General features: G+C 64.1%; 19 protein-coding genes. 11 read left to right on the top strand and 8 right to left on the bottom strand.

Annotation, left to right across the window (positions count from 1 at the left end; all coding sequences use genetic code 11):
* Positions 1–251 precede the first annotated feature (251 nt).
* On the bottom strand, positions 252–1,064 hold the full coding sequence (locus LT988_RS04230; RefSeq protein ID WP_232408992.1) for a DUF3047 domain-containing protein: 813 nt from the start codon (positions 1,062–1,064) through the stop codon (positions 252–254).
* 125 nt (positions 1,065–1,189) lie between these two features.
* Complete coding sequence (locus tag LT988_RS04225; protein WP_232408991.1) at positions 1,190–1,453, bottom strand: hypothetical protein; 264 nt, start codon at positions 1,451–1,453, stop codon at positions 1,190–1,192.
* A gap of 757 nt (positions 1,454–2,210) precedes the next feature.
* Between LT988_RS04225 and egtB the strand changes: the two genes are divergently transcribed.
* Both egtB and egtD read left to right on the top strand, forming a co-directional pair.
* Positions 2,211–3,521 (top strand): ergothioneine biosynthesis protein EgtB, encoded by a 1,311-nt coding sequence (gene egtB / locus LT988_RS04220; RefSeq protein WP_232408990.1) that lies wholly within the window; start codon positions 2,211–2,213, stop codon positions 3,519–3,521.
* Between the two features lie 50 nt (positions 3,522–3,571).
* Positions 3,572–4,588 (top strand): L-histidine N(alpha)-methyltransferase, encoded by a 1,017-nt coding sequence (gene egtD, locus LT988_RS04215; protein ID WP_232410510.1) that lies wholly within the window; start codon positions 3,572–3,574, stop codon positions 4,586–4,588.
* A 30-nt stretch (positions 4,589–4,618) separates the two neighbouring features.
* Here egtD and LT988_RS04210 read toward each other — a convergent pair whose 3' ends face one another.
* The 4 genes from LT988_RS04210 to LT988_RS04195 are packed head-to-tail and all read right to left on the bottom strand — an operon-like array spanning position 4,619 to position 8,097.
* A complete protein-coding gene (locus LT988_RS04210; RefSeq protein WP_232408989.1) occupies positions 4,619–5,233 on the bottom strand; it encodes a PqiC family protein in 615 nt (204 codons plus the stop codon).
* A 5-nt stretch (positions 5,234–5,238) separates the two neighbouring features.
* Positions 5,239–6,903: a PqiB family protein gene (locus LT988_RS04205; protein ID WP_232408988.1), complete on the bottom strand. Its 1,665-nt coding sequence runs from the start codon at positions 6,901–6,903 to the stop codon at positions 5,239–5,241.
* Positions 6,896–7,534, bottom strand: coding sequence for a paraquat-inducible protein A (locus LT988_RS04200; RefSeq protein WP_232408987.1), 639 nt, complete (start codon positions 7,532–7,534; stop codon positions 6,896–6,898). Before LT988_RS04200 ends, LT988_RS04205 begins: the two co-directional genes overlap by 8 nt.
* Positions 7,531–8,097, bottom strand: coding sequence for a paraquat-inducible protein A (locus tag LT988_RS04195; protein ID WP_232408986.1), 567 nt, complete (start codon positions 8,095–8,097; stop codon positions 7,531–7,533). The genes LT988_RS04200 and LT988_RS04195 overlap by 4 nt, the downstream gene beginning before the upstream one ends.
* 605 nt (positions 8,098–8,702) lie before the next feature.
* On the opposite strand from LT988_RS04195, the gene gltS reads away from it, so the two are divergent.
* The 3 genes from gltS (at position 8,703) to LT988_RS04180 (ending at position 14,808) form a co-directional block, all read left to right on the top strand.
* A complete protein-coding gene (gene gltS, locus LT988_RS04190; protein ID WP_232408985.1) occupies positions 8,703–9,911 on the top strand; it encodes a sodium/glutamate symporter in 1,209 nt (402 codons plus the stop codon).
* 2 nt (positions 9,912–9,913) lie between these two features.
* The gene (locus tag LT988_RS04185; RefSeq protein WP_232408984.1) at positions 9,914–11,449 is read left to right on the top strand and encodes a TAXI family TRAP transporter solute-binding subunit; all 1,536 of its coding nucleotides are present in this window, start codon (positions 9,914–9,916) and stop codon (positions 11,447–11,449) included.
* 119 nt (positions 11,450–11,568) lie between these two features.
* Entirely contained in the window at positions 11,569–14,808 is a 3,240-nt protein-coding gene (locus LT988_RS04180) for an AsmA family protein (protein WP_232408983.1), read from the top strand.
* Here LT988_RS04180 and LT988_RS04175 read toward each other — a convergent pair.
* Complete coding sequence (locus LT988_RS04175; protein WP_232408982.1) at positions 14,805–15,875, bottom strand: AraC family transcriptional regulator; 1,071 nt, start codon at positions 15,873–15,875, stop codon at positions 14,805–14,807. The two genes, LT988_RS04180 and LT988_RS04175, sit on opposite strands and share 4 nt — an antisense overlap.
* Positions 15,876–16,397: 522 nt before the next feature.
* Between LT988_RS04175 and LT988_RS04170 the strand changes: the two genes are divergently transcribed.
* The 6 genes from LT988_RS04170 (at position 16,398) to LT988_RS04145 (ending at position 23,624) form a co-directional block, all read left to right on the top strand.
* The gene (locus tag LT988_RS04170) at positions 16,398–18,125 is read left to right on the top strand and encodes a DUF1214 domain-containing protein (protein WP_232408981.1); all 1,728 of its coding nucleotides are present in this window, start codon (positions 16,398–16,400) and stop codon (positions 18,123–18,125) included.
* A gap of 6 nt (positions 18,126–18,131) precedes the next feature.
* Entirely contained in the window at positions 18,132–21,080 is a 2,949-nt protein-coding gene (locus LT988_RS04165) for a sulfatase-like hydrolase/transferase (RefSeq protein WP_232408980.1), read from the top strand.
* Positions 21,081–21,263: 183 nt separating this feature from the next.
* On the top strand, positions 21,264–21,695 hold the full coding sequence (locus tag LT988_RS04160) for a Rap1a/Tai family immunity protein (protein ID WP_232408979.1): 432 nt from the start codon (positions 21,264–21,266) through the stop codon (positions 21,693–21,695).
* 73 nt (positions 21,696–21,768) lie between these two features.
* Positions 21,769–22,011, top strand: coding sequence for a glycine zipper domain-containing protein (locus LT988_RS04155; protein WP_232408978.1), 243 nt, complete (start codon positions 21,769–21,771; stop codon positions 22,009–22,011).
* Positions 22,012–22,112: 101 nt separating this feature from the next.
* Positions 22,113–22,589 (top strand): hypothetical protein, encoded by a 477-nt coding sequence (locus LT988_RS04150; RefSeq protein ID WP_232408977.1) that lies wholly within the window; start codon positions 22,113–22,115, stop codon positions 22,587–22,589.
* Between the two features lie 231 nt (positions 22,590–22,820).
* Positions 22,821–23,624: a DUF2092 domain-containing protein gene (locus LT988_RS04145; protein WP_232408976.1), complete on the top strand. Its 804-nt coding sequence runs from the start codon at positions 22,821–22,823 to the stop codon at positions 23,622–23,624.
* A 439-nt stretch (positions 23,625–24,063) separates the two neighbouring features.
* Here LT988_RS04145 and LT988_RS04140 read toward each other — a convergent pair whose 3' ends face one another.
* The gene (locus LT988_RS04140) at positions 24,064–24,237 is read right to left on the bottom strand and encodes a hypothetical protein (protein WP_232408975.1); all 174 of its coding nucleotides are present in this window, start codon (positions 24,235–24,237) and stop codon (positions 24,064–24,066) included.
* Positions 24,238–24,294: the final 57 nt, after the last annotated feature.

The raw sequence follows: 24,294 nt of genomic DNA, 5'->3' as shown, positions 1-24,294 counted from the left end.
GAAGAAGATGCGCCTTGGGACGTCACGTTTTCGTAGGCGCCGGGCAAGCATCGGTGCCGGAGGCAGGAAATCCAAAGGCACCCAGGCCGATCTCTGGAGGACACTAGCCGAGATCCGTGTGGCGAACAAGACCAACTGACACGATCGTCTTATATACTCTGTAGGATAAGAATATAAATACGCTCGAATGTTGCTGGTTACTGCTCAATGCGAGTTCGTTCCCAGGCAGGACGTATTCCTTCAGGGCGGCTTCACTCGGCATGCAAGGGCGAAAGAGGAGCGCCAGACTGAGATGTGCCGGGACGAGTGTTGAGCTCGATGTCGCCGATCCAGGCGGTCGCCTGTGCGCCGGTCTGATCGGTGTCCGCGGCAATGGCGATGCCGGAGATCATCGGGGCGTCCTCGCCGAATGCGTCGCGGAAATCCCAGGCGAGATCGCGCTGCTCCGAAGCCCAGCGGCCGACGCTGGACGCGCCGCTGCGCAAGACGATGATCCTGACTCGTTCCGTGTAGGGACTCCAGACGGATGTGCCGACGCGCGCGTCCTTGTCCCAGACGTAGCAGAGCGCGGCCGCTGGCACCTCGACGCCGGCCAGGCGTCGGGCCAGCTCGATCTTGCCGCGGTCGAACAAGGACAGTCGGCTCAGCGGATAGTCGAACATCACATAGAGCCGTGCGGGGAAGTCGTCGCCGTCCTTGCGGCGATAGTCGGCACCCTCTATCAGGTTGTCGACGCGCCAGCGCCAACGTAACAAGGGATACGCTGCCGGGTCGACGCGCAAAGGGCGCACCAAGGATGCGGCAGCGCTATCCGCATTGATCCTGACGACCCTCGTCCCTGCGTCCTCGACGAGACGGAATTCTGTGGGGGCTATTCCCGGCAGCTGCACCAGTCGCCAACCGGCGGGTAGGCCGGCTTCTGCAGGCGCGGTCGAGAAGGCGCCGACTGAGACGGGCTCGCTCTCCGCCGAGGCCGAGAAGAACGGCGCCGCCAGGAGGAGCGTACCCGCGAGGAGTGCCGAATCCGCGAGGGCTATGGTGTCAAGGCGCCACGGTGAATCCATGGCGTGGCTCATAGGCTCGTGACCCCCTGCCTCACGGGCAACCCTCGTTCAACTGAAGTATTGGGCACGCGCGTCGAGTCCCCGCGGGGCATCGCCGAGAAGCAGCGCCCCGCGTAAGATTTTCGTCAAGACTCGAACAGATCAGTCACGCTTGCGAACCCATGCTCCTTCAGCCAGGCATCCTTGTCTTGACGGAAGGACGCGCAGGCGGCATCGCTGTCGGCAAGATCCTTATTGGCCTTGATACAGGCCGAGAAGTCGGCCTGAGACCCCTGTGTCTTGCAGTCGGCGACTCCGTAACAGGGATGGTCAGGTTTCGGCGGCCCGGCAAGAGCGGCACCTGCGACCGTTAGAAGCAAGGGAGCCATCAGCTTCATCGCGAGAGTCATCGTTTTCTCCTCCGAATCGTTATGGTCTATCGGCCGCCGTTGGGGATGCCGACCCTGCGGACGTTAGAAGCGCTTCCGTGCGCTGTCAACGGAGATACCTCGGCCGTCCGCGCGGACTCCCGTTGACGAGCATTTGCTGGCCGCAATGCCTTGGCGCGCCGATCTCGGGGAGCGGGGACGGTGCGGCCCGGCAAGGCCGGCTGTTCGAGCGAGCGGGACTCCCGCCCGGGGTCATCACGAGCCACGCGTGGACACGAAAGGACTGTGAGCGTGACCAGCAAGCTCGAGCGTTGCAGACTGAAGGCGCATACGGAGCCGAAAATCGGTTCACCCTCTTTGACCTGGATGGGTTGCGAGCAACCGGCGCGGATCTTTCCCGGGGCTTAAGCGTCGCTGAGCCGGTTCGCATCAACGACCCGCAGTCGAACCCGGCCTTTCCGCCGCTTCTCCGCCGGTGTCGTCAGGCGAAAAAGAAAGCCATGATTCGGGTGGACGACTCTTGCACATGCTCGAATCAGTCATTCTTCGACTCCACGCTGGAAATCCGACGACCTGGACGCACCATTGCCAGCGAGCGGGTGATTGATGATCGCGGTCGGCAAGACGTTGATACGCTAGCGTGCGAATCTTCCGCGACATCTCGGGCTTGGCGGTGAGGCCGGTAGCGGTTTGGGAGGCCCTGAACCCCGAGGAGTCACCGCTTCGGCTGCACGTGTCTATGGAACCCGATCCGTCAACAACCGAGAGCGAGGCTCACATGACCCTTCAACCCGCAAGGGCCGACCACGAGGACGCCGTCCGCGCCGACCTGGCGGGCGATTTCAGGCGCGTTCGCGCCCTGACCGAGCAGCTGTGCGCGCCGCTGGCGATCGAGGATTACATCCTCCAAACGCGAATCGAGACGAGCCCGCCTAAATGGCACTTGGCTCATGTCTCCTGGTTCTACGAAACCTTCTTGCTGCGGCCTTTTCTGCCCGGCTACCGGGTTTTCCACCCAAGGTTCGATTACCTTTTCAACAGCTACTACGAGCAAACCGGAAGCGGCTTCTGGCCTCGGCCCGAGCGTGGGCTCTTGTCCCGGCCAACGGTCGCCGAGGTGTACAACTACCGTCATCATGTCGACGAGGCGATGCTGACGCTGATCGCCGAGTGTGCAACGACCGACTGGCCGACCGTCGCGAAACGCCTTCACATCGGTCTGCATCACGAGCAGCAGCACCAAGAGCTCCTGGTCACCGACATCAAGCAAAATTTCGCATACAACCCCTTGCGCCCCGCCTACCGCAAGGACCTGACGCAAGCCCCGCCGGCCGATCCGGAGCCGCTGCACTGGGTCGGTTTCGAGGGCGGGGTGGTCGAGATCGGCGCGGACTCGCGGGGGTTCTCTTACGACAACGAAGGCCCCCGGCATCGCAGCTTTCTCGAACCCTTCGCCCTGGGCGATCGACCCGTAACCAATGGTGAATTTCGACAATTCATCGATGACGGCGGCTATCGCGATCCGGCCCTTTGGTTGTCCGACGGTTGGGCAACGGTCCGCAAGGAGGGCTGGCGTTCCCCGCTCTATTGGGAGGAGGTCGACGGGGTCTGGCAGATCATGACTCTGGGCGGGATGCGCCCGCTCAATCCGGCCGAGCCGGTCTGTCATGTCAGCTACTACGAGGCCGATGCCTTCGCGACCTGGGCCGGCAAGCGGCTCCCGACGGAGGTCGAGTGGGAGCATGCAGCGGAAGGTGTCCGCGTGGAAGGGAACTTCGTCGACGAGGGGTATCTGCATCCGCGCCCGGCCACGCGGCTCGCAGCGGAGCAGGGCGCAGGAGAGCTCAAGCAACTCTTCGGGGATGTTTGGGAGTGGACGGCGTCCGCCTATCTGTCGTATCCGGGTTACCGGGCGGTGGCCGGCGCGCTCGGTGAGTACAATGGCAAGTTCATGTGCAACCAGATGGTGCTGCGCGGCGGTTCCTGTGCCAGCTCGCAGGACCATCTACGGGCGACTTATCGCAACTTTTTCTATCCCCAAGAGCGCTGGCAGTTCAAGGGATTTCGACTCGCGGAGACGACACCATGACCCATTTCAGCGCCTTGCAACGTTCCGAGGTCGAGCTATTCTCCCGGGAGATGACGGAGCGGGAAATCGCGAGCGCACGCCGGTCGCTGCAGACCCCGGGCTCGATCCGATTTTTCGACTATCGCCCGACCCCGGCGAACGTGCGCGCCGAGGTTTTGGAAGGGCTAGGGGGTCCGGTCAAGCGTCTGTCGCCGAAGCTCTTCTACGACCAGCGCGGCTCGCAGCTCTTCGACGCGATCACAGAGTTGCCCGAGTACTACCCGACGCGAACCGAGATCGGGATTCTACGTGAGTACGGCTCCGAGATGGCCGACCTGCTCGGCCGGGACAACATCCTGATCGAGCTCGGAAGCGGCAGTAGTCTCAAGATCCAAACCCTGCTTGCCGCGCTGCAACCCAGTGTCTACATGCCCGTGGATATCTCCAAGGAGCATCTGCTGGAATCTGCGCATGCCCTTGCAGAGCGCTTCCCGGGTCTGTCGATCCGTGCCGCTTGTGCGGACTATTCGGCCCCTTTCCAACTCCCGTTGGAACCGGAATGGACCGACCTGGCCGCCTTCTTTCCGGGATCGAGTATCGGCAATTTCGATCCGGACGAGGCGCGTCGTCTCCTCGGGCGTGTCGCTCGCCTGCTCGGTGCCGGCGGGCGGCTCCTGATCGGTGTCGACCTGCCGAAGGATCCGGCGATCCTGAACGCGGCCTACGATGACGCCCAAGGCGTCACCGCGGCCTTCAACCTCAACCTACTGACCCGCATCAATCGTGAGCTGGACGGTCACTTCGACCTGGATGCCTTTTCCCATCGGGCCTTCTTCGACACCGAGCGCAATCGCGTGGAGATGCACCTGGTCAGTCGGGTCGAGCAGCAGGTCGAGGTTGCGGGAGAGCGCTTCGATTTCCGCGCCGGTGAGACCATTCATACCGAGAATTCATACAAGTACGGGATCGACGCCTTCCATCGGCTTGCTGCCGACGCCGGCTTCGTCGCCGAACAGGTCTGGACCGATGAGCAACAGCTCTTCAGTGTGCACTGTCTGCGGGTCGTGAGCGAGCGTTCGGAGAGTTGATATTGCACGTCCGGATGAGACGCCGCAGGTTCACGTCGGCGGAGGCGTAGCCGGGCTGCGGCTGAGGGTTCGGAGGGCGTCGGCGATGTCTCGGCTCAAGGTCGTTAGGGCTCGGCTGTGCGCGGCTGCGAGGGCCTCGTAGCCGGTGTCGGAGACCGGCTCGCGAACACTGGTTCGGCCCGACTGCGTCCTGCCGTCCTGTTTGCGGCGGACACTCCAAACGGCGGAGAGGGTAGCCGTCGAGCCGGGTGCTGATTCGAACGTCTGTACCTCGATCGCGACGCGATAGTCCGCGTTCGCAGACGTGACCTGCGGAAACAGCGTCACCTTCTGCGTTCCGAGCAGGGCGATCAGGTTCGCGGCCACCACGCCGGCGATTGCGTCGCTCAGCGGCGAGGCCCAACGGCTCGTCTCGTCGACGACGACTCGATTCGGGCCTTCGCTCACCACGATCTGGGGCCGGTCGACCTGCGCGGGGATCGAGACGGGTCCCACCGATACCGAGAGCGCGTCGGATCCGCCGGTGGGCGTCAGCGTGCTGCTCAGAGTGTAGAAGCGTGTCGGCGCCGATGCACAGCCGGTCGCCAGGGCGCACAGCACGAGGATGAAGGTCTTGGAACACCGGACTGCCTTTTCGAGGGTCATGGCGGTTACTCCTTGCCTTTGCCGCGGATCAGGGCCGACGGGTTACGTTCCAGGTAGTCGGCCAACACGCGAACGGATCGCGCGGCTCGGACGATCTCCTGCATCGCGTCGCGAAATTCCTGTTGGCCCGGGGCGTCTGTTCCCAATAGTGTTTGATTCGTGCCCTCGAGCACCCGATCGGCCGTCGTCATGGCGCGGCGCATGGCACCGAGTGCCTGATCGAGCTCGGGCAGCGTCTTGGTGTCGATACCGGCGAGCAGCCGGTCGATTTTCTTGATTGCCCCGTCGAGGTCCACCGCGATGCCTTCGAGCGGCATCTTCTCGACCGTGGCGAGGATCGCGCGGACCTGCTCGAGGATGCCGGTGACCTTGGACTCCAGGTCATCCAGCCCAGTCTGCGTCACGGGAAGCACCAGTGGATCTTGGTTCCAATCGATCGTGACCTTGGGTGCCTTGGGGTCATAGTCGAACGCAATATAGCGTTCGCCGGTGAGAAGGTTACCCGTGCGCACCTGAGCACGCAGACCCAGGTCGTCGAATTGATGCCGGATCAGCGCGAGCCGCTCCGCCTCGTCCCCTTGCGCGATGGCTTCGGCAAGGGCAGTCTGCTCCGGGATGAACCGGGCGATCAAGCGCTCCGGGAAGAAGCTGATGAGGACGCGCGGGCGAAACGCTCGGGTCTCGGGATCCAGGGTCAGATCGACACCGGCGATCTCCCCTGCGGTCACGCCCAAGAGCTTGACGGGCGAGCCCACGCTCAGCCCTTGCATCGAATCGGTGTAGAGGATGAAACGCCGCGCGACGGGGTCGGGCTGCTTCATCGCGCTGGTTTGGTCCTTATAGAGGGTGAAGGTCGCACCTTCGTCCGCCGGGGATTCCGTCGATGCGAAGGAGGGGAGGTCGAAGGCCACGCCACCGGCCAATACGGAGACCAGCGACTGGGTCCGGACGGCGAGCCCCTCCGCATTGAGTGAAACGTCGATGCCGCTCGCATCCCAGAATCGGGTCTCGGACGTCACGTATTGATCGTAGGGGGCATTGACGAAGACGGTGACGTCGATGCCGCTTCCGCCGGCCGCGAGCGCGTAACTCAGGACCTCGCCGGCCTTGAGCCGACGGAAGTAAAGCGGCGCGCCCGTCCCCAGCGAGCCGAGATCGGCCGCCTGCAGGACGAAGCGCTTGCCTGGCTGGTCCGTGATCGGCGGCGGTGTGTCGAGTCCGACAAAGGCGCGCTCGTCCTTCGTCGATTTGCCCGGTTGCAGGCCGATGAAATTTCCCGAGATCAGCGTGCCGAGGCCGGTCACGCCGCTTAAGGTGATCCGCGGCTCGACGATCCAGAACCGCGTGTCTTCCACGAAGAGTCCCGCGGCGCTGCGGTCCATCTTGGCGGTGACCTTCACCTTCGAGAAGCCGTCCGCAAGCTCGACGGCCGTGACCTGGCCGATATCCACGTCCTTGTACTTAACGAAGGTTTTGCCGGCCTGAACCCCGCTGGCCTGCTTGAAAAGGATCGTGACGGTGGGCCCCTCGGTCATCACACGCTGCACGGCGATCCCGATGGCTACCGCGGCGGCGAGGATCGGGATAAACCAAATGAACGACGGGCCCCGACGCCGCGGAGGGTCGAGGCTGGCTTGCGGGAGCGCATCGATGGCAATCGGGTCAGGCACGTTTGATATCCGCTGGATCAAGATCCCAGAGCAGTCTGGGATCCAAAGATTCGGCCGCCAGCATGGTCAGCACCACGACCGAGGCGAAAAACAAGACGCCGAGCCCGGGCTCGACCGACATGAGCGGGTCGAGTTGCACCAGGGCAACGGTAAAGGTGGCGACGAAGACGTCCAGCATGGACCAGGGTCCAACGGCCCTGACGGCACGATGGAGCCGCATGCGCTGGCGTTCACCGCCGTGCGTGCGGCGGTGGATCGAGATGAGAAGCCAGGCGAGGGCGATCAGTTTTCCCAGCGGGATCATGAAGCTTGCAACCAGCACGATGAGGGCCAACGGCCAAGAGCCCGAGGTGTACAGAAACACGACGCCGCCGAGAATCGTATCGGGCGTGGAGGACCCGAACGCGTTGGTCACCATTACCGGCAGGGCGTTGGCGGGCAGGAAACAGACCGCCGCGGCCACCGCCAAAGCCCAGGTGTTCTGAAGTGAGTTGGGGTGCCGCCCATGGAGCTTGGAACCGCAGCGTCGGCAGAAACCCGCCGCGCCGGGACCGGCCGGGCGCGAGAGCAGCCCGCAGGTGTCGCAGGCAACTAGACCTAGCCGGGCCGCGGTTAGGGATGTCGTGCTCACCCGTTCAGATCCCTGTCCGGTAGCGCCGCGATGCCCTGACCCCGATGATGCGAGGCGACCGGATCGACCCAGGCAATTCGATGCCAGATGGTTTCGGGATCGAATTGAACCGAGAGGGACGCCAGCAGCACCAGGAGGGCTCCGGTGGCGAACAACCCGATTCCGGGCTCGACCGTCGCCAGATCGGCAATCTTGACCAGCGCGACCAGGATGCCGAGCAACATCACCTCCGGCAGCGACCAGGCTTTTGCATGTTCCGCAAGCCGCAGCATCGGGCCGACCCAGGCAGGGGCCGGCGCGCGGCGGGCCGCGACCAGAAGCGTGCACATCAATGCGAGATAGGTCGTCGGTGCCACCGCGGTGCAGAACGCCACGAGCGTGGCCGTGATGGGTTGGCCCTGTTTCCACATCACCTCGGCCCCGCCCAGGATGGTCGTTTCGGCGAAGCGCCCGACCACCGAGAGCGTCATCAGCGGCATCGCGTTCGCCACGATCAAGGTGATTGCGGCAGCCAGGGTGAGGGCGAGGGGGCGCTCGATCGGGTCGACAGGCGTCGTTGCCACGACCTCGCCGCACCTGGGGCAGCGTGCCCGAGCCTTGGGCGGAATCGGCGGCAGGCTCTGGAGCAGATCGCAGCCCGGGCAGGCAACTACATCGGCTATCGAACGCGGTGAGGGTGACAGGCTTGGCGACATCGGAAGAACGGCCAGGGATCTCGAGATAGAGTTGAGACAGCCCGATCGGGCTGTCGATGGACATGGCTTCGATCGGGGTCGACCGGCATTGTACACCCGCAATGTGCAAGCCCTTCGTTTCGGAGCAGGCGCCTCGCCCGTGGGAGGCGCGTGCTTCGACGCGCGGCGCAATGTAGGCCAGCGAAGGATACAGAGGCGCGGGCACTCGCGCTTGACATTAGGCGACATCCGCCTCGGCATGCCCCGCCCGTCCTCGACCCTTGCCGATCAGGATCGTCCGGCCATCGGTTGAACAGCAGCAGCACGCCGAACCGCGGTTCCGCAGGCACTGCCGGTGACTCCGGCGCGGGGCAGCCAATGTGTCGCGATCACCATCGCGAACGGATGGTCACCGAACAGCTTTGTCCGATAGACTCGGAGTCAAGAGTAGGCAAAGCTCTCTATCCATCACCGTCGCAGAGGTGTCAGACGCCATGGCCATCGAAATCCCGTTGCCGCTGACCGTGGTGTTCGCCATCCTGGTGCTGTTGGTCGGCCGTTGGCTGATCGGGCGCATCGACTTCCTGGCCCGTTACAGCATCCCCGATCCGGTGGTCGGCGGGCTGATTGTTGCCCTGATGCTGACGGCCGTGCGGGTCGGCACCGGTACCGAATTGTCCTTCGACATGGGGCTGCAATCGCCGCTGCTGCTGATCTTCTTCTCCACCGTCGGGCTCGGCGCCGATGTGCGCACGTTGGGGCAGGGCGGGCGCAAGCTGTTGTTGCTGCTGGGTGCGGTGGTGGTCGCGCTGGTGCTGCAGAACGTCGTCGGCGTCGCTATCGCGATCGGGCTCGATCTGAACCCCTTGATGGGTATCCTCGGCGGCTCGGCGACGCTGGCCGGCGGGCACGGCACCGGTGCCGCCTACGGACAGATGTTCGGTGAGGTGAACGGCCTGCAGGGTGCCGTCGAGGTGGCGATGGCCTGCGCGACCTTCGGGCTGATCTTGGGCGGTGTCCTCGGCGGACCGGTTGCGCAATGGCTGATCCGCCGGCACCGGCTGCAGCCGGGGGCTCAGACACCGGGTCTGCTCGGCCCCGGCGAGGTGCCGCGTGACGAGCGCCGCGCCTTGAGCCCGGAATCGCTGATCGAGACCATCCTGATCCTGATGTTTTGCATGGGGGTCGGCACACTGCTGGCCGAGCATCTGGTCATCCCCGGCATCACCTTGCCCACCTTCGTCTGGTGCCTGCTGGTGGGGATCATCCTGCGCAATGCCCTGAGCCTGAGCGGGCTGTACCGCATCGACGGTCCCACCATCGAGCTCATGGGCACCGTCAGTCTGTCGCTGTTTCTGGCCATGGCGCTGATGTCGCTGCGGTTGTGGGAATTGGTCAACCTGGCCCTGCCGATCCTGATCATCCTGCTCGCCCAGGCCTTGCTCGCGGTGCTCTTGGTCGTGTTCCTGACCTTCAATGTCATGGGACGCAACTATGACGCCGCCGTGATTGCCGCCGGTCAGTGCGGCTTTCAGCTCGGTGCGACGCCCACGGCAATCGCCAACATGCAAGCCGTGACCAGTCGCCACGGGTTATCGCCGATGGCCTTCCTCCTGGTGCCCATCATCGGCGCCTTCCTGATCGACATCTGCAACGCACTGGTCATTCAGGGCTTCCTGGCGCTGCCCTGGTTCGGGTTCTGATCATGCCGATATCAAGACGCATCCTCGTTGTTCTCGGCGCTGCCCTGCTGGCGCTGCTCCTGGTCGGTTGCGTGGAGGGGCCGGATGAGTCCGGCGTCGCCCAAGTGGTGCAAGAGCGCCTGACTCAGGCACTGGGTCCCGACGCCATGGAGATCACCAGCCTGCGACGTCTCGGAAGCGGCCCGCTGGACCCCGGTGCGGACGGACGTCAACGCCGCATCGTTTACTACAACGCCGTGCTGACCTTTGGTCGCGATCTGGATTTCTCGTCCTGGGACACGCTCAATGTCGCCGCCTTCAGCACTCTGCTCGGTGCCACCGAGCGCGGCATCGAGGGCCTCGCACAGGACGGAAACCGTGCCGGCGACCGCGTCTATGTCCGCGGCAGCGTCAGCTTCGAACGCGGTGCCGAGGGTTGGATGCCGGTCGATGTCTTCCGCCCGGAGGTCGGTGTCGCCACGGCAGGCCCAGCCGGCGCTGCGGAGTCGCGCCGCATCATCGAGCAAATCAACGCCCTGTTGGCGAAGGCCGGCGACCATTCCCGGGAGCGCGAGCGCATCATCACCGAGGTGCTCGACAGCGCCTACACCGACATCACGCTGCGGCTCGACCGGCTGGATCGGGCCCTGATCATCGCCGGCGGCTCGCCGGACGGCGAGTACGCTCGCGTGGCGCAGTTGCTCGCCGCCGAACTGATCGCCGAGGGGACGCTCTCGAACGCCGTGCAGAGCCGCGGCAGCAAGGAAAATCTGGAACTGCTGCGTGCCGGGAAGGTGGACATCGTGCTGGTGCAGAACAACGTCGCGGCCCAGGCAATGCTTGGCGGCGAGCCGTTCGCCGCGCTTGGCCCACAGTACGACCTCCAGGCCCTGGCCAGCCTGTTTCCGGAGCCGCTGCACCTCCTCGTCGCGGCCGACTCGCCCATCGGCAGCGTGCAGGAGCTGGTCGGCAAGCGGGTGGATATCGGCAACCCCGGTTCCGGTTCTCATCTGAATGCCGTCGCGTTGCTCGCCGCGGCCGGTATCGATCCGGCCGAGCTCGGCGCCGTCTACGAGACCGGTCTTGCCGGCGGGCTGGAATTGCTCGACAGGGGCGAGGCCGACGCCGTCATCGCCACCATCGGCGCCCCGGCCCGCGCGCTGCAGCAGGCAGCCGCTCAAGGCCGTATTCGGCTGCTGCCGCTCGGCGCCGAGCTGCGCGACCTGCTGACGCGAGAAGGCACGGGCTATGTCCCCATCGAGCTGCCCGCATCCACGTATCCAGGTCAACGTGAGCCGGTACCCACCGTCGCCGTGACCGCCTTGCTCGCGAGCGGCGAGGCCTTGCCGAAGGCCGACGTCGATCGCGTGCTCACGGCCCTGTTTGACCGCATCGACTTCCTGCGCGCCGGCAGCGCAGCCGGCTCGCTCATCACTCGGGCCAGCGCCCGGATCGGACTGACCATTCCGCTGCATCCGGCTGCCGTCGATTACTACGCGCGCTCGCCGCCCTCGCCGTCTCCGGACAGGTTAGGGCCGGATTCCGTCGGGCGGCAATGAGAGGACGCAAAGGAACCAGAACCTCAATGGGACGATGCCTCGGTTGCGGCTAGGCTCCAGCGTCCGTTTGAGGCTGCATTCTTCAACAGTTTCCAGATTCAACTCGCCTACACCATTGAATGAAAGCCTTACGCGTTCTCGCCTGGATTTTGCTGCCTGCGTCTTTGCTGCTGGTCGGCGCCATCGCCTATCTGCCGGTCTATCTGCATGAGCACAAGGCGGACCTGGAGGCCGCCGCGGGCAAGGTCCTTGGACGACCGGTTACGATCGACGGCGTGACGCTGGGTTGGTTGGTGCATCCACGGCCGGCCTTGTCGATCGTGCTCACGGGGCTGCGGGTGGCGAATCCGGACCCGGTCGCCGACTGGGCGCTGGGTCCGCACGTGCTTGAGACCAAGCGGGTGGACGTGTCGTTGGACCTGGGGGCGCTGTTGCACCGACAGGTCAACATCGATCAACTGGTGATCCGTGGTGCGCGCTTGATGCTCCAGAGAACCGCCGATGGTCGCGACAACTGGCAGCTCGGCGCCGCCAAGGGCAAGGGCACCGGCGACATCAGCCTGCTGGTGCCGACGGTGCAGGTGTTGGATTCCGAGATCGCCTTTTCGGCGGCAAAGGGGCTGGTGCGACGCGCCGATGTGACGCGGCTTCAGCTCGACGGGCTGGGCGTCCAACCGTTGGCGCTTCAGGCTGAACTGGTCATCAATGAGACCCCGCTGACTCTGAACGCCAGCGCCGGTGCCGCGGATTCTCAGGCCGGCGCCCGCTGGCCCTTCCAGGTGCAAGCCCGCAGCGCGGACACCCGCGTCGAGCTGAACGGCAGCGCGCCCACGCCGTTTGATCCGACGGGGCTGGACGCCAAGCTCCAAGTGCAGGGGCCGACGGCGACTCCGCTTGGGCAGATCGCCGGGATCCATGGGCTGCCGGCGGGGCCCTTTCGGCTCGACACGGGCTTGACCTGGGACGGCCGGACCCTAAAGGCCAGTGCGATCAGCGGATCGTCGGAGGCCGATGTCCTGCCCGCGCCGCTGATTGTCAGCGATGGCGAGATCAGCGTCTCGGCGGACGGTCCCTGGTCCCTGCGGATTGCGGGGAGTCTCGGCGATCGGCTCGGGACGCTGCAACTGACGCCGAAAGCCGGTACCCGGACGACCGGCGACCTGGCGATCAAGGCAACGCTCGCCGACGGGAGTTTCGACGGCGAGCTGCGGCCGGCATCGGGTGACGAGCGGGCGCTGCTTAGCGGCACGCTCAAGGTCGGAAAGGTCAGCTTCGAGGGGACCGGGCAGGGTAAAGCAGCTCATCGCGATGGAAATCCTGCCCTGGGGCCCGCGGCAACCAAAACCCACCCGACGACCCCCCCGACCTGGCTCGATACGCCGCTGCCGTTCGAGATGTTGACCCGGCTCGATGCCGACCTGACCCTCGCCGCCGAGGCCCTGACCTGGCAGCGCATCACCATGCGCGGGCCGAGGGCTCGGGCCAAACTCCGCGGCGGCCGGCTTCAGCTCGACGGGGTCAGACTGGTGCTTCCCGGACTGACCCTCACCGGCCAAGCGGTGATCGACGCCGGCCCCGTATCGCCTGCGCTCACACTCAAGCTGAACACGGATCGCATCGACTTGGCACAGGCCCTGTCGATGCTGGACCAGAGCCCGAAGTTGGGCGGAAGCGTCGTCGGCGTGGGTCTGGACGCCGGGGCCAGCGGGGCAACGCCGGCAGCGCTGATCCGCGCCCTGAGCGGCACACTGAAGGCCAAGTCGGCCCGGCTGCTCCCGCCCGTCGAGCGAGGCCGGAAGGCCACGGCCATCGAGCTGAGCGGCCCCAACCTGCACGTCGATGCCGGCAAGGCGATGAGCTTCGAGACCGGTTTGACGATGGCAGGGCGAGCTCTGGACCTGACGCTGACAGGCGGGACGCTAGCCGACCTGCTGCCCGCGGGTCGGTCCTGGTCGCGGATCGACGTCACCGCACGGACTCGCATCGATCGCCACCGACTGAGCATCAGCGGCCATCTGGGACCGCTGGCGGCCATCCGCACCGGGCGTGGTCTGATGCTCGACCTGACCGTGGCCGACGACACCGGCCTGACCGGTGCCCTAACCGGCGAGCTCGCCCGACTCGACGGCCTGGCGGGAAACCAACTTCAGGCGCGGTTCGCGGCGAAGAGCCTGGAGGCATTGCATCCCGGGCTGCCTGCGCAGCCGTTCTCGGCGACGGCGCGTGTCGAGGGTCAGGCCGGGCAGATCACGTTGCTGGACCTGAAGGCAAGCAGCGCGGGAAGTGATCTCGCCGGGCAGGCCCGCATCGGTCTCGGCGAGCGCGCGCGAATCGACGCCGACCTGATCGCCGAGGTCTTGGACCTGACGCCGTTCATGGCGCCGAACCCGGATCCGCGGCGGGCCGGCGAGCCGAGCGGCGCGAACGACAGCGGCGTTTCCGGGGTCGGGCGGGACAGCATCGACGAGCAGCCGCTGCCGTTGAACGGACTCAAAGCCATCGACGGATCGCTTAAGTTGCGTGCGGGTCAAGTTCAACTCGGCGACTTCGGGATCGACAACGGCACGCTCGATGCTCAGCTCGACGCCGGGCATCTGGTACTTTCGGCCGATGCCGCTCAGAACCGCATGTCGGTGGACCTGGAGCTGCGGTCCCGCCAGACCGACTGGCGGTTCGATCTGCACCACAAGGGCAATCTCGACCTCGGTCGGTTGATCAGGTCGACAAATCAACAGGTACTCTCCAGCGTGCCAGCCGCCGTTGAGATCCGCCTGAGCGGTGTCGGTGCCTCGATTCCTGCGCTGCTGCGTTCCGCAGACGGCCGCGTGGAGCTGATCCTGGGTGCCGGACAGCTCGACCGAAAGGCTTCCAAGCTGCCCTTGGGAGGCCTTGTGTTCAGTCTGCTCGACACGCTCAATCCGGCTCGACTCGCCACGGTCGACATCCGCCGGGATCTCGTCAGCCTCCGGTGCGCGGTGCTGCAGTTCGATGTAGCGGACGGTATCGCGACCAGCAAGCGCGGTTTGGCGCTCCAAACCGACAACCTCAATGTGATGGGCGGCGGCGCCATCAAGCTGGAGACGGGCGAGATCGCCCTGCGCTTCAAGGCCGCCAAACGCACGGGGGTCGGGCTCAGTCTGCTCGGCATCGCCGACCGTTTCATCATTGTCACCGGCACCCTGAAGGCCCCGCGTGCAACCATCGACACCGGCGATCTCCTCGTCCAAGGCGCCGCTGCCTGGGCGACCAGCGGCCTGAGCCTGGTGGCCGATCAGATCATCGGTCGCCTAAGCGCCTTCGGTAGCCCGTGCGAGAAGGTCTTGAGGCGGGATGCGCCGGATCCTGGGTCGTCACCCTAGCCGGCGGGAGACCGTCGCATGCGCCATTGCGATGGGCTGAGTGCTGCCCAACGACGGAAGGCTCGGGAAAAGGCATTCTGATCGGTATATTGCAATGCGGTCGCGATCTCGGAGATCGGCAGATCGGTGTTGTCGAGGAGCTGCCGCGCCAGCTCGAAGCGCACGGCGTTGACCAGTTGCATCAGGTTCTTGCCCTCATCCTTGAGTCTGCGGCGCAGGGTCCGCTCGCTGATCCCGAACAGACGCGCGACCGCGTCCGTCGATGCGGTGTTGCTCAGCACCATTTGGTGCAGCACGGCTTCGACGCGTTCGGCGAAGCTCATCGGACCGTTCGCGTTCGCCTCCAGTATCGCCTTGGTGAGAAAGCCATGGAGCGTCGCGTCGGCGCCGTCGATCGGCCGCTGGAGCACGGACGACTGGAATTGTATCCCTGAGAGATCGGCGTCGAAGCTGACGCTGGATCGGAAGAGGCGTTGGTAGACGTCGATGTTTTCCGGCTGGCCGTGTGCAAAATGGGCATGCAGCGGCCTCCAGGATGGACCGCAGAGCTCACGCATGATCCGGCACCCGATCAGTATCGCCCCGTCGTAGATCTGATCGCTTGCCGGCGTTGCGTGACGGTAGATCGAATAGCCGAGAATGACGCGGTCGGGTTCGGTTGCGCGCAGAACCGGCGTGGCGCCTCTGTCGTACAGGTGGAGATGCATCAGGAGACTGCGCAGGGCGGCGCCGACCGTCGGCGAATTGCGCATCAGATAGCCGAGCGGGCCGAAGCACGTTAGGTCGAAGCGGTCGCCGAGCAGCAGACCGAAGTGTGCGCACTGGGTCAGCTCGACGCACGTCTCGAGCAGGCGTCCGAGGGCTTCGAAAGCGATACGGCCTTCGGGGTCCTGAAACAACCCGATATCGACACCTGCCTTGGTGAACGCGCGTTGCGGTTTGACCCCGAGCTCGGTCAAGACGGCGGGAAGCGCAATGACGGGTGCGATCCGAATATCGCCGGCCTGACTGGCGGTCGCCAAGGTCAGTGCGTTGAAACCGGCCGCCGGCCTCTCTTCTCTTGTCATCTTCAGGATCCCTTCGGCTGTACATCGGTCCGATCAGTTTGTGGCGTTCGATCAATATGTGGCCGGAAATGCAAGACGGAACCGGGCCCCGATCTGCTAGATTGCCGTTAGCCCGTCTTCGCCTCTCGCGGACTCGCCCGCACACCGCGGCGGGGCTCCCGCGCTTCGCCCGAGGGGGCTGCGCGACGACGCGTGGCGGAACCATGATCGACGTCCGATTCAAACGATAAGAAACATCTGATTGGTCGATTTCTTGGTCCTTTTGGCCGGTCATCGGATCGCTGGAGATGTGGCGTTCGCCACCAGCGCGATCGAGCAGATCGAATGGAGACACCCGACGCACCCGTGTTCGCTGTCGAGCCCTTGTCGTCCCCTGAGGCGGCAGGTCCATCGCGCGGTCTCTTGACCGGAATTGCAAGGTGAGTCGCTCGACTCGTCTGTTGGAACGAGGGCGTTTTGCTTGCGGCCGTGACCGGACCGGGACGCGTGGGCGGGCTCTGAAATCCCATCTCGGGGAATCGCATGATGAGACACCTGATCATTTCGACTTGGGCCTTGGTTGCCTGTTTTGCCCTCGGTGGCGCCCGGGCCGAGGATCGCGGGCCGCTGAAGTTCGCGGAAGGCCAATATGACGCCGCCACGGCGACCTATGTTGTCGTCCGAGGCGACGACTTGGCCGGGATCGCCGAACGCTTCGGCATCACCGTGAGCGAGTTGAAAGCGGAGAACAAGCTCGTCTCGGACCGGATCGACACCGGCCAGACCTTGGTGATCGCTACACATGCTCCGAGCAGTTCTGCTGCCGGTCCTTCCGCCGCCCGATACGCGATGACGACCCCTACCGCACCTGGCGTCGCGACACCCGATACCCTCGACACCTCCATCGGGACGCTGCGCCTGCGCGACGGCGTTCCGTCGGCCGACAGCATCGAGACGATCTACGACAACCTGGATCGCTCCCGGGCGCTGCAGGCCTATCTGCTCGGCATCCCCATCGTCAACCAGGCGAGCATGCGAGCTTCGCTGCAGGAGTTCGGTCCGGTCAATCAGACCGACGTCATCTGGGAAAACCTCGTCGATGCCAAGACCGTGGAGCTGACGGCGAACGACAACACCGTCTACAGCTTCATCTGGCTCGATACGCACGAGGGTCCGTTGGTCGTCGAGGTGCCGCCGAAGGTCCTCGGGCTGATCGACGACTTTTGGTACAAGTGGGTCGCCGACGTCGGCATCACCGGCCCCGACAAGGGCGAGGGCGGCACGTATCTGATCCTGCCCCCCGGCTACGACGGCAATGTGCCGGAGGGCTACTTCGTCGTGCGGCCGAGCACCTATGGCACCTGGATGCCGTTCCGCTCGTTCCTGGTGGACGGCTCGCCGAAGCCCGGCGTCGACCTGGTCAAGCAACACCTGAAGATCTACCGCCTCGGCGACGAGGCCAAGGCTCCGCCGATCACGTTCGCCAATGCCTCGGGCATTCCGTCGAATTTCGTCTTCCCCGGCGATTACAGCTTCTGGGAGCTGTTGAACCAGGTCATTCAGGAAGAGCCGTCCAGTGGCTCGGACCCGACCACCCTGGGTCTTTTTGCCGCCATCGGCATCGAAAAAGGCAAGCCCTTCGCGCCCGACGCGCGGATGAAGGCGATTCTGGAGGATGCGGCCAACATCGGTGCGGCGACCGCGCGCAGCCTGGCGTTCAAGATGCGCGAGCAGGATGCCTACTTCTATCCGGACAGCCAGTGGCGTCTGCCCTTCTTCGGCGGCTATAAGTTCGAGGTCGCCCCGGGCGTTGCCAACCTCGACGGCGCGGCCTTCTTCTATTTTTTCGCCACCGGGGTGACCCCCGCGATGGAGGAGAAGATGGTCGGCAAGGGCTCACAGTACCCGTGGACCGCCCTGGACGCCAACGGCAATCCGTTCGACGGCGCCAAGACCTACAAGCTGCACCTGCCGCCGAACATCCCGGTCAAGGACTTCTGGTCGGTCATCGTCTACGACACCCAGACCCGCTCGATGCTGCAGACCGACCAGCGCTCCCCGAGCGTCAGCAGCCAAAACAAGGACATCCAGATCAATGCGGACGGCTCGGTGGACGTCTGGTTCGGCCCGAACGCCCCCGCGGGCAAGGAAAGCAACTGGGTTCAGACCATTCCCGGCAAGGGCTGGTTCATGATCCTGCGCCTGTACGGTCCCTTGGAGCCTTGGTTCGATCAGACCTGGCGACCGGGTGAGATCGCGCCGCAATCCTAAGGGCGCTTGGCGCCCTTCAACCCGGTTGCTCGCCCGCACCGCGTGCGACCTGAGCCTTCCAACTTCCAACCCACCACAGGAGACAACGCCACAATGGCTGTCAACTTTTCGGAACCAGCGCCGCACCCATGGCGACGACTCGCCGCAGCCCTAGCGGTCGCGGTGTTTCTCTGCTCCGGCGCCCTTCAAGCCGCGGATAACGGGCCCCGCAATCACGCAGGGGGCGCATTCGATGCGGCTACCGGTCGCTATGAGGTCGTCAAGGGCGACGATCTGGCGGGGATCAGCGCACGTTTCGGTGTCCCGGTCGCAGACATCAAGGAAGCCAACAAGCTCGACTCGGACCTGATCGATATCGGTCAGGAACTGGTGGTGACCACCAGCGCCACCGCGACCGAGGGCGCGGCAACAGGCGCCCCCCAGGCGACTCGCCAGGTCACCCCTCGGGTCACCCCGCAGGTCACTGGCGTCCTTGGCTCGCCGAGCGCCACCACCACGATCAGCGGGACACAACTCCCCGCGCCGCAGCCGGCCTTCGGCGGCGTGATCAAAGACGACGCGCTGCAATCCAAGCAATGGTGGGCGCCGCGCATCGTGCCGCCCAAGGATGCGCCCGACATCCTGCTGATCCTGACCGACGACGCGGGCTTCGGTGTGCCCAGCACCTTTGGTGGCGTCATCCCGACGCCGTCGATGGACCGCATCGCGGAGAACGGTCTGCGCTACAACCGAATCTTCTCCACCTCGCTCTGCTCGCCGACGCGCGCGGCGCTGATCACCGGGCGCAATCACCACTCGGTGGGCTTCGGCGTCATCGCCGAGCAGGCGACCGGATTCCCCGGCTACAACAGCGTCATCGGTGCGGACAACGCGACCATCGGACGCATCCTGCGCGACAACGGCTATGCGACCAGCTGGTTCGGAAAGAACCACAACACGCCGACCTACGAGGCCAGCCAGGCCGGACCCTTCACCCAGTGGCCGACGGGCATGGGCTTCGACTACTTCTACGGCTTCGTCGGCGGCGATGCCAACCAATGGGGGCCGAACCTGTTCCGCAACACCACGCAGATCTATCCCTGGATCGGGCACGAGGGCACCCTGAAGATGGATCGCTCCGATCCAAAGGCGGCGATCTGGCCGGTGACCGGTAAAGAGAGTTCCTGGAACCTGATCACCGCGATGGCCGACGACGCCATTGCCTGGATGGACCGGATTCACCAGACCGACCCCACGCAGCCGATCTTCCTCCACTACTGCCCCGGCTCCTCGCACGCGCCGCACCACCCGACCAAAGAATGGGTGGACAAGATCAGCGCGATGCACCTCTTCGACGACGGTTACGAGAAGCTGCGCGAGCGGATCTTCGAGAATCAAAAGAAGCTCGGCGTCATTCCTCCGGATCAGGAGCTCACTCCCTGGCCGAAGGAGATCCTGACGCCCTGGGACGAGCTCTCGGACGATGCGAAGAAGCTCTTTATCCGGCAGGCCGAGGTGTTTGCCGCCTACGTCGCCTACAGCGACTATGAAATCGGTCGCGTGATCCAGCATTTCGAGGACCTGGGCAGGCTCGACAATACGCTCGTCATCTACCAGAACGGCGACAACGGCACCAGCGCCGAGGGCGGGCCGGAAGGTACCTTCAGCGAGGTGGCGTTCTTCAACGGCGTCAAGCCGCCGGTGGACGTGCAGATGAAGTTCTTTGATGCCTGGGGCACCGAACTGGCCTACAACCACATGTCGGCCGGTTGGTCCTGGGCCTTCGACACGCCGTTCGACTGGTTCAAGCAGAACGCCTCCCGACTCGGCGGCATCAACCAGAATATGGTTATCCAGTGGCCGGCGCGCATCAAAGACAAGGGCGCCCTGCGTGAGCAGTTCATGCACGTCATCGATCACGTGCCGACCATCCTGGAAGTCACCGGCATCGCAGCCCCCGAGGTCGTGGACGGCATCAAGCAGAAGCCCATCGAAGGCACCAGCTACGCCTACACTTTCGACGAAGCCAATGCCAAGGCACCTTCGCGTCATACCACCCAGTATTTCGAGATGATGGGCCAGTGGGCGATCTACCATGACGGCTGGCTGATGAGCACCAAGGTGGACCGCGCCCCCTGGGATGCCTTCTCCTCAGCCAACCCGGACCCGCTGAACAACCAGGTGTTCCAGCTCTACGACCTGAACACCAGTTGGAACCAGTCCGACGACATCGCCGCGCAGCATCCGGACAAGGTGACGGAAATGCGCGCCATGTTCCTCGATGAGGCGAAGAAGTATCAGGTCCTGCCGCTGGATGCCTCGGTGGGCGCGCGCGTGGCCGCCCCACGTCCGAGCCTCACCGCCGGTCGCAACGAGTATATCTACACGTCACCGATGACCGGTCTGCCGCAGGGCGATGCGCCCTATCTGCTCAACACCTCCTACACGATCACGGCGGACATCACCGTTCCCGAGGGTGGCGCGGAGGGAATGATCGTGACCTCGGGCGGACGTTTCGCTGGATTCGGGTTCTACCTACTTGAGGGCAAGCCGGTCTTCCTGTGGAACCTGCTCGACCTCGAGCGCATCAAGTGGGAAGGACCGGAAGCCCTCGCACCCGGCGAACACAGCATTGAGTTCGCCTTCACCTATGACGGCCTCGGCGCGGAAACGATGGCCTTCAATAACTTCAGCGGCATCGGACGCTCGGGCACCGGCACGTTGAAGGTCGATGGCAAAGAGGTGCAAACCATCGAGATGGAGAAGACGATCCCGATCATCCTGCAGTGGGACGAGAGCTTCGACGTCGGCTCCGACACCATCACGGGCGTCAACGATGCGGACTACCTGCCGCCGTTCCCGCTCACGGCGGAGTTGAATAAGCTGGCGATCAAGGTTGATCGGCCGGTGCTGTCGCCGGAGGAGATCAAGAAGCTTGAGGAGGGTTTGACGAAAGTGGAAGCGGGTCGCGAATAGGCGATCCGCTAAGCCAGTCGTGAAACCCCGTGGGGCCGCTTTCAAAAGGGCGCGACCCACGGTATTATCAATGCAATCAGCTTGAAGCGATGCTACTGGAGGTCGCTTCAAGCGCCTTTCATAAACCAGGCGATCCTGCCTTTCCATCGACCGCGACCTTAACCTTGAGGCACCAGAACCAAGATGACGTTTTGGCCCCGTACCCGTGACCTAGAATCGACACGCCAATCCGCGAGCCGAAATGCGCTCGCGATTGCTGCCGCGCTTAGCCTGACCTCGGGCCTCGCTCTCGCCGTGCAGGACTCCGACCTTCGGCTCGACAGCACCAGCGACCTCTACGCGGTCTGCTCGGTGCCCGCGAGCGCCGCTGAGTATCCGGTCACCAGCCAGGCATGCCGAGCCTTTATCGAGGGCGTCGCCCAATACCACGACCTCGTCAGCAAAGGCCGGATGAAGCGCCTATATTGCATGCCCACGGGCAGCACCGTCGCTGACGGCGTAAAAGCCTTCAACGCCTGGGCCGCGGCCAACACCGGCGACGCGAAACTGATGGGCGAGGAACCGGCGGTGGGCCTGATCCGCGCGCTCGCCGCCAAGTACCCCTGCAAGGGCTGACGCACTGACCCGTTCACCCGACCGCTCGCAGCGGCCAGGCCGCCGAGCTCGGTCACTCGATGGAGCTTCCCCGATGCCAACCTATTCCCGAAAACATCTCATTATGCCCGCCCTCTTGGTCACCACCATCGCCCTGGGCGGCTGCGGCACGACCACCGGAACCCGGACCGCGAGCGGCGCACTCATGGGCGCGGCCACGGGTGCCGCCATCGGTTCACTGACCGCCGAGGCCGGAGCCGGCGCTCTGATCGGTGTCGGGGTCGGCGCCCTGGGCGGCTATCTCTACGATCAGCATCTCAAGGGCCATCTGGACTAAGGCCAAGACATTCGCTCTCGGTGAACGGGCCGAGCCCGTTGCCGAGGCCGGTCGAATTCAGGGACGAGTCCATGCCGGCAAAGCCATCCGCGGAGAAGGCAATGAAAAGACTGCGAGCGCCGTTCCTGTCGATGCTCACGCTCGTCTTGGGCGCGCACGCGGGATCGTCCAATGCCCAGGAGACGGCAGCGCCTGAGCAAGCGGCTGGGGCGCCGACCGTGGCAGCCGAGTCTGGATTCGACCTCCTGGTGGGCCGATGGGTGCGGCCCGACGGCGGTTACCTGATCACCATCCAGGGCGTCGACGCCGACGGCAGTCTCGACGCCGCCTATCGGAATCCGAATCCGCTCCCCTTCGCGCAGGCGGAGGCGTCGCGCGTCGGCAACGTGATCAAGGTCTTCCTCGAGCTGCGTGCCGGCGGCTACAACGGGTCCACCTATACCCTCACCTACGACCCCGCGAACGACGTCCTCCACGGCGTCTATTACCAGGCGGTCGCACAGCAAAAGTACGACGTCCATTTTGAACGCGCTAACCCGGTTTCGGCAAGATCGTGCACTTCGGCAAGCTGCCGGTGAACATGCCATTGTCGGGTTATTACAATGCGGTGACGCCTGACAACGGCGCCGACTGGCAGGTCCGGGCCCAGGTTCAGCTGATGTTTCCCAAATAGGGCTTTTAGGATTCCTTTGGAGTAAACTCCGCAGCAAGAAGGCGTAAACTTCCGGATGTAGGCAACTTTCGAACAAGCGAAGATCGAAAATGAAAATCACCCTGTGGATTATTTCGGCTCGAAGAGGCGCATTGACATGAAGACATCGGGAATCCTTGTGAAGCGTTCGGTGCGCAGCTTGCCGACGATTGCGTTGTCCATGGTCGTTTCATTGGCCATATCCACCGGTGTGAGTGCCGATGAAGAAGATGCCAAGCGGCTGCTGAAGGCAATGTCCGATTACCTGTCTGCGCAGCAGGCCATCTCATTCGATTACGACGCCACCCTCGAGGCCATTACCAATGATCAACAGAGACTCGCGCTGGCAAGCTCGGGCACGCTGATACTCAATCGGCCCGATAAGATCCGCGCCACGCGGTCCAGCGGCTTCGCGGATGTCGAGATGATTTTTGACGGGAAGACGCTGACCTTGTTGGGTAAGAACCTGAACATCTACGCGCAGCAGGACGTGCCCGGGACGGTCGACAATCTGGTCGATGAGTTGCGGGATCGCAACCGGCCCCTCCCAGCCGCGGATCTGCTGTTGATGGACCCCTACGATACACTGATGCTGGACGTCGTCGACGTCAAGGATCTCGGCAGCGGCGTGATCGGTGGCGTCGAATGCGATTACCTCGCTTTTCGGGCAAAGGAAGTCGATTGGCAGATCTGGATTGCTCAAGGAGAGCGTCCTTATCCGTGCCGATTCACCATTACCTCCAAGTTCATAAAGGGGGAACCTCAGTACAGCATTCAGATCAGGAACTGGAAGGCAGGCGCTGAGGTCACCGCAACCGATTTCAGCTTCAAGAACCCGACGGATGCCAAGAAAGTAGACCTGAAGAATCTCGAGGGTACAGAGGAATTACCGGAACATTTCAAGATAGGGGAAGCCGAATGAAGGCGTCGAAACGGTTTGTTGTCAGTGTGATTGCCGTGGTCATCGTGATTGGCGCTTCAGAATTTGGTGAGCGGCTTTCAATCCCCGGTTTTCACAGTTTGATCCCGACGGCCGAAGCTATCGTCGGACGGCCACTCACACCAGTGAGCGTTGCCGGGGTAGGGCGTCGCACGGTGCGACGTTGCGCAGTCGGCGCTTACAACTGCTAGTCTTTCCGTAGAGATGGGTTCAGGGGCCTTGAACTTAGTCCCGGCTAGTGGCTGACAAACAGTTCGTCGTCAGGGCTTCCGGCGCTGATTATGTCAGGCCAGGATGGCCTGACTACGCAGTCGGCAGCCGACGTGGTCGGTATTATGAAAGAGGCCGGTTTAGGCGCCGTTTGAACAGGTAGGGCATCACTCCCTATTCTCAGCGTTGACTATTGTTCTCGGTGCCCCCGTCATGATCCACGCGCACCAGCGCCGCAAGCTCGCGCGGCCGATCCGCTTTCGTTCAGCTTGAATAGCGCCCCACGCAGGGGATACTTGCTGACCAATTTCTCCATCCCATGCAGCGGGGTATTGACGATGACGCCACGTGCGGCGCCGATGTGGCGATAGCGCAGATCATTCACAGGCACCTCCATGTGATGGAAGCCCGATCATTTAAGACCCCCTAATTAACCTGGAAC

Source organism: Thiocapsa bogorovii (assembly GCF_021228795.1).
GTDB lineage: Bacteria > Pseudomonadota > Gammaproteobacteria > Chromatiales > Chromatiaceae > Thiocapsa > Thiocapsa bogorovii.
The sequence above is the reverse complement of the archived record's forward strand: the minus strand, read 5'-3'. Positions and strand labels throughout refer to the sequence as shown.

Bases quoted from the DNA above. Each gene is read 5' to 3' on its own strand.
- LT988_RS04230 (WP_232408992.1), bottom strand. From the start codon at position 1,064: ATGGATTCACCGTGGCGCCTTGACACCATAGCCCTCGCGGATTCGGCA.
- LT988_RS04225 (WP_232408991.1), bottom strand. From the start codon at position 1,453: ATGACTCTCGCGATGAAGCTGATGGCTCCCTTGCTTCTAACGGTCGCA.
- egtB (WP_232408990.1), top strand. From the start codon at position 2,211: ATGACCCTTCAACCCGCAAGGGCCGACCACGAGGACGCCGTCCGCGCC.
- egtD (WP_232410510.1), top strand. From the start codon at position 3,572: ATGACGGAGCGGGAAATCGCGAGCGCACGCCGGTCGCTGCAGACCCCG.
- LT988_RS04210 (WP_232408989.1), bottom strand. From the start codon at position 5,233: ATGACCCTCGAAAAGGCAGTCCGGTGTTCCAAGACCTTCATCCTCGTG.
- gltS (WP_232408985.1), top strand. From the start codon at position 8,703: ATGGCCATCGAAATCCCGTTGCCGCTGACCGTGGTGTTCGCCATCCTG.
- LT988_RS04185 (WP_232408984.1), top strand. From the start codon at position 9,914: ATGCCGATATCAAGACGCATCCTCGTTGTTCTCGGCGCTGCCCTGCTG.
- LT988_RS04180 (WP_232408983.1), top strand. From the start codon at position 11,569: ATGAAAGCCTTACGCGTTCTCGCCTGGATTTTGCTGCCTGCGTCTTTG.
- LT988_RS04175 (WP_232408982.1), bottom strand. From the start codon at position 15,875: ATGACAAGAGAAGAGAGGCCGGCGGCCGGTTTCAACGCACTGACCTTG.
- LT988_RS04170 (WP_232408981.1), top strand. From the start codon at position 16,398: ATGATGAGACACCTGATCATTTCGACTTGGGCCTTGGTTGCCTGTTTT.
- LT988_RS04160 (WP_232408979.1), top strand. From the start codon at position 21,264: ATGACGTTTTGGCCCCGTACCCGTGACCTAGAATCGACACGCCAATCC.
- LT988_RS04155 (WP_232408978.1), top strand. From the start codon at position 21,769: ATGCCAACCTATTCCCGAAAACATCTCATTATGCCCGCCCTCTTGGTC.
- LT988_RS04150 (WP_232408977.1), top strand. From the start codon at position 22,113: ATGAAAAGACTGCGAGCGCCGTTCCTGTCGATGCTCACGCTCGTCTTG.
- LT988_RS04145 (WP_232408976.1), top strand. From the start codon at position 22,821: ATGAAGACATCGGGAATCCTTGTGAAGCGTTCGGTGCGCAGCTTGCCG.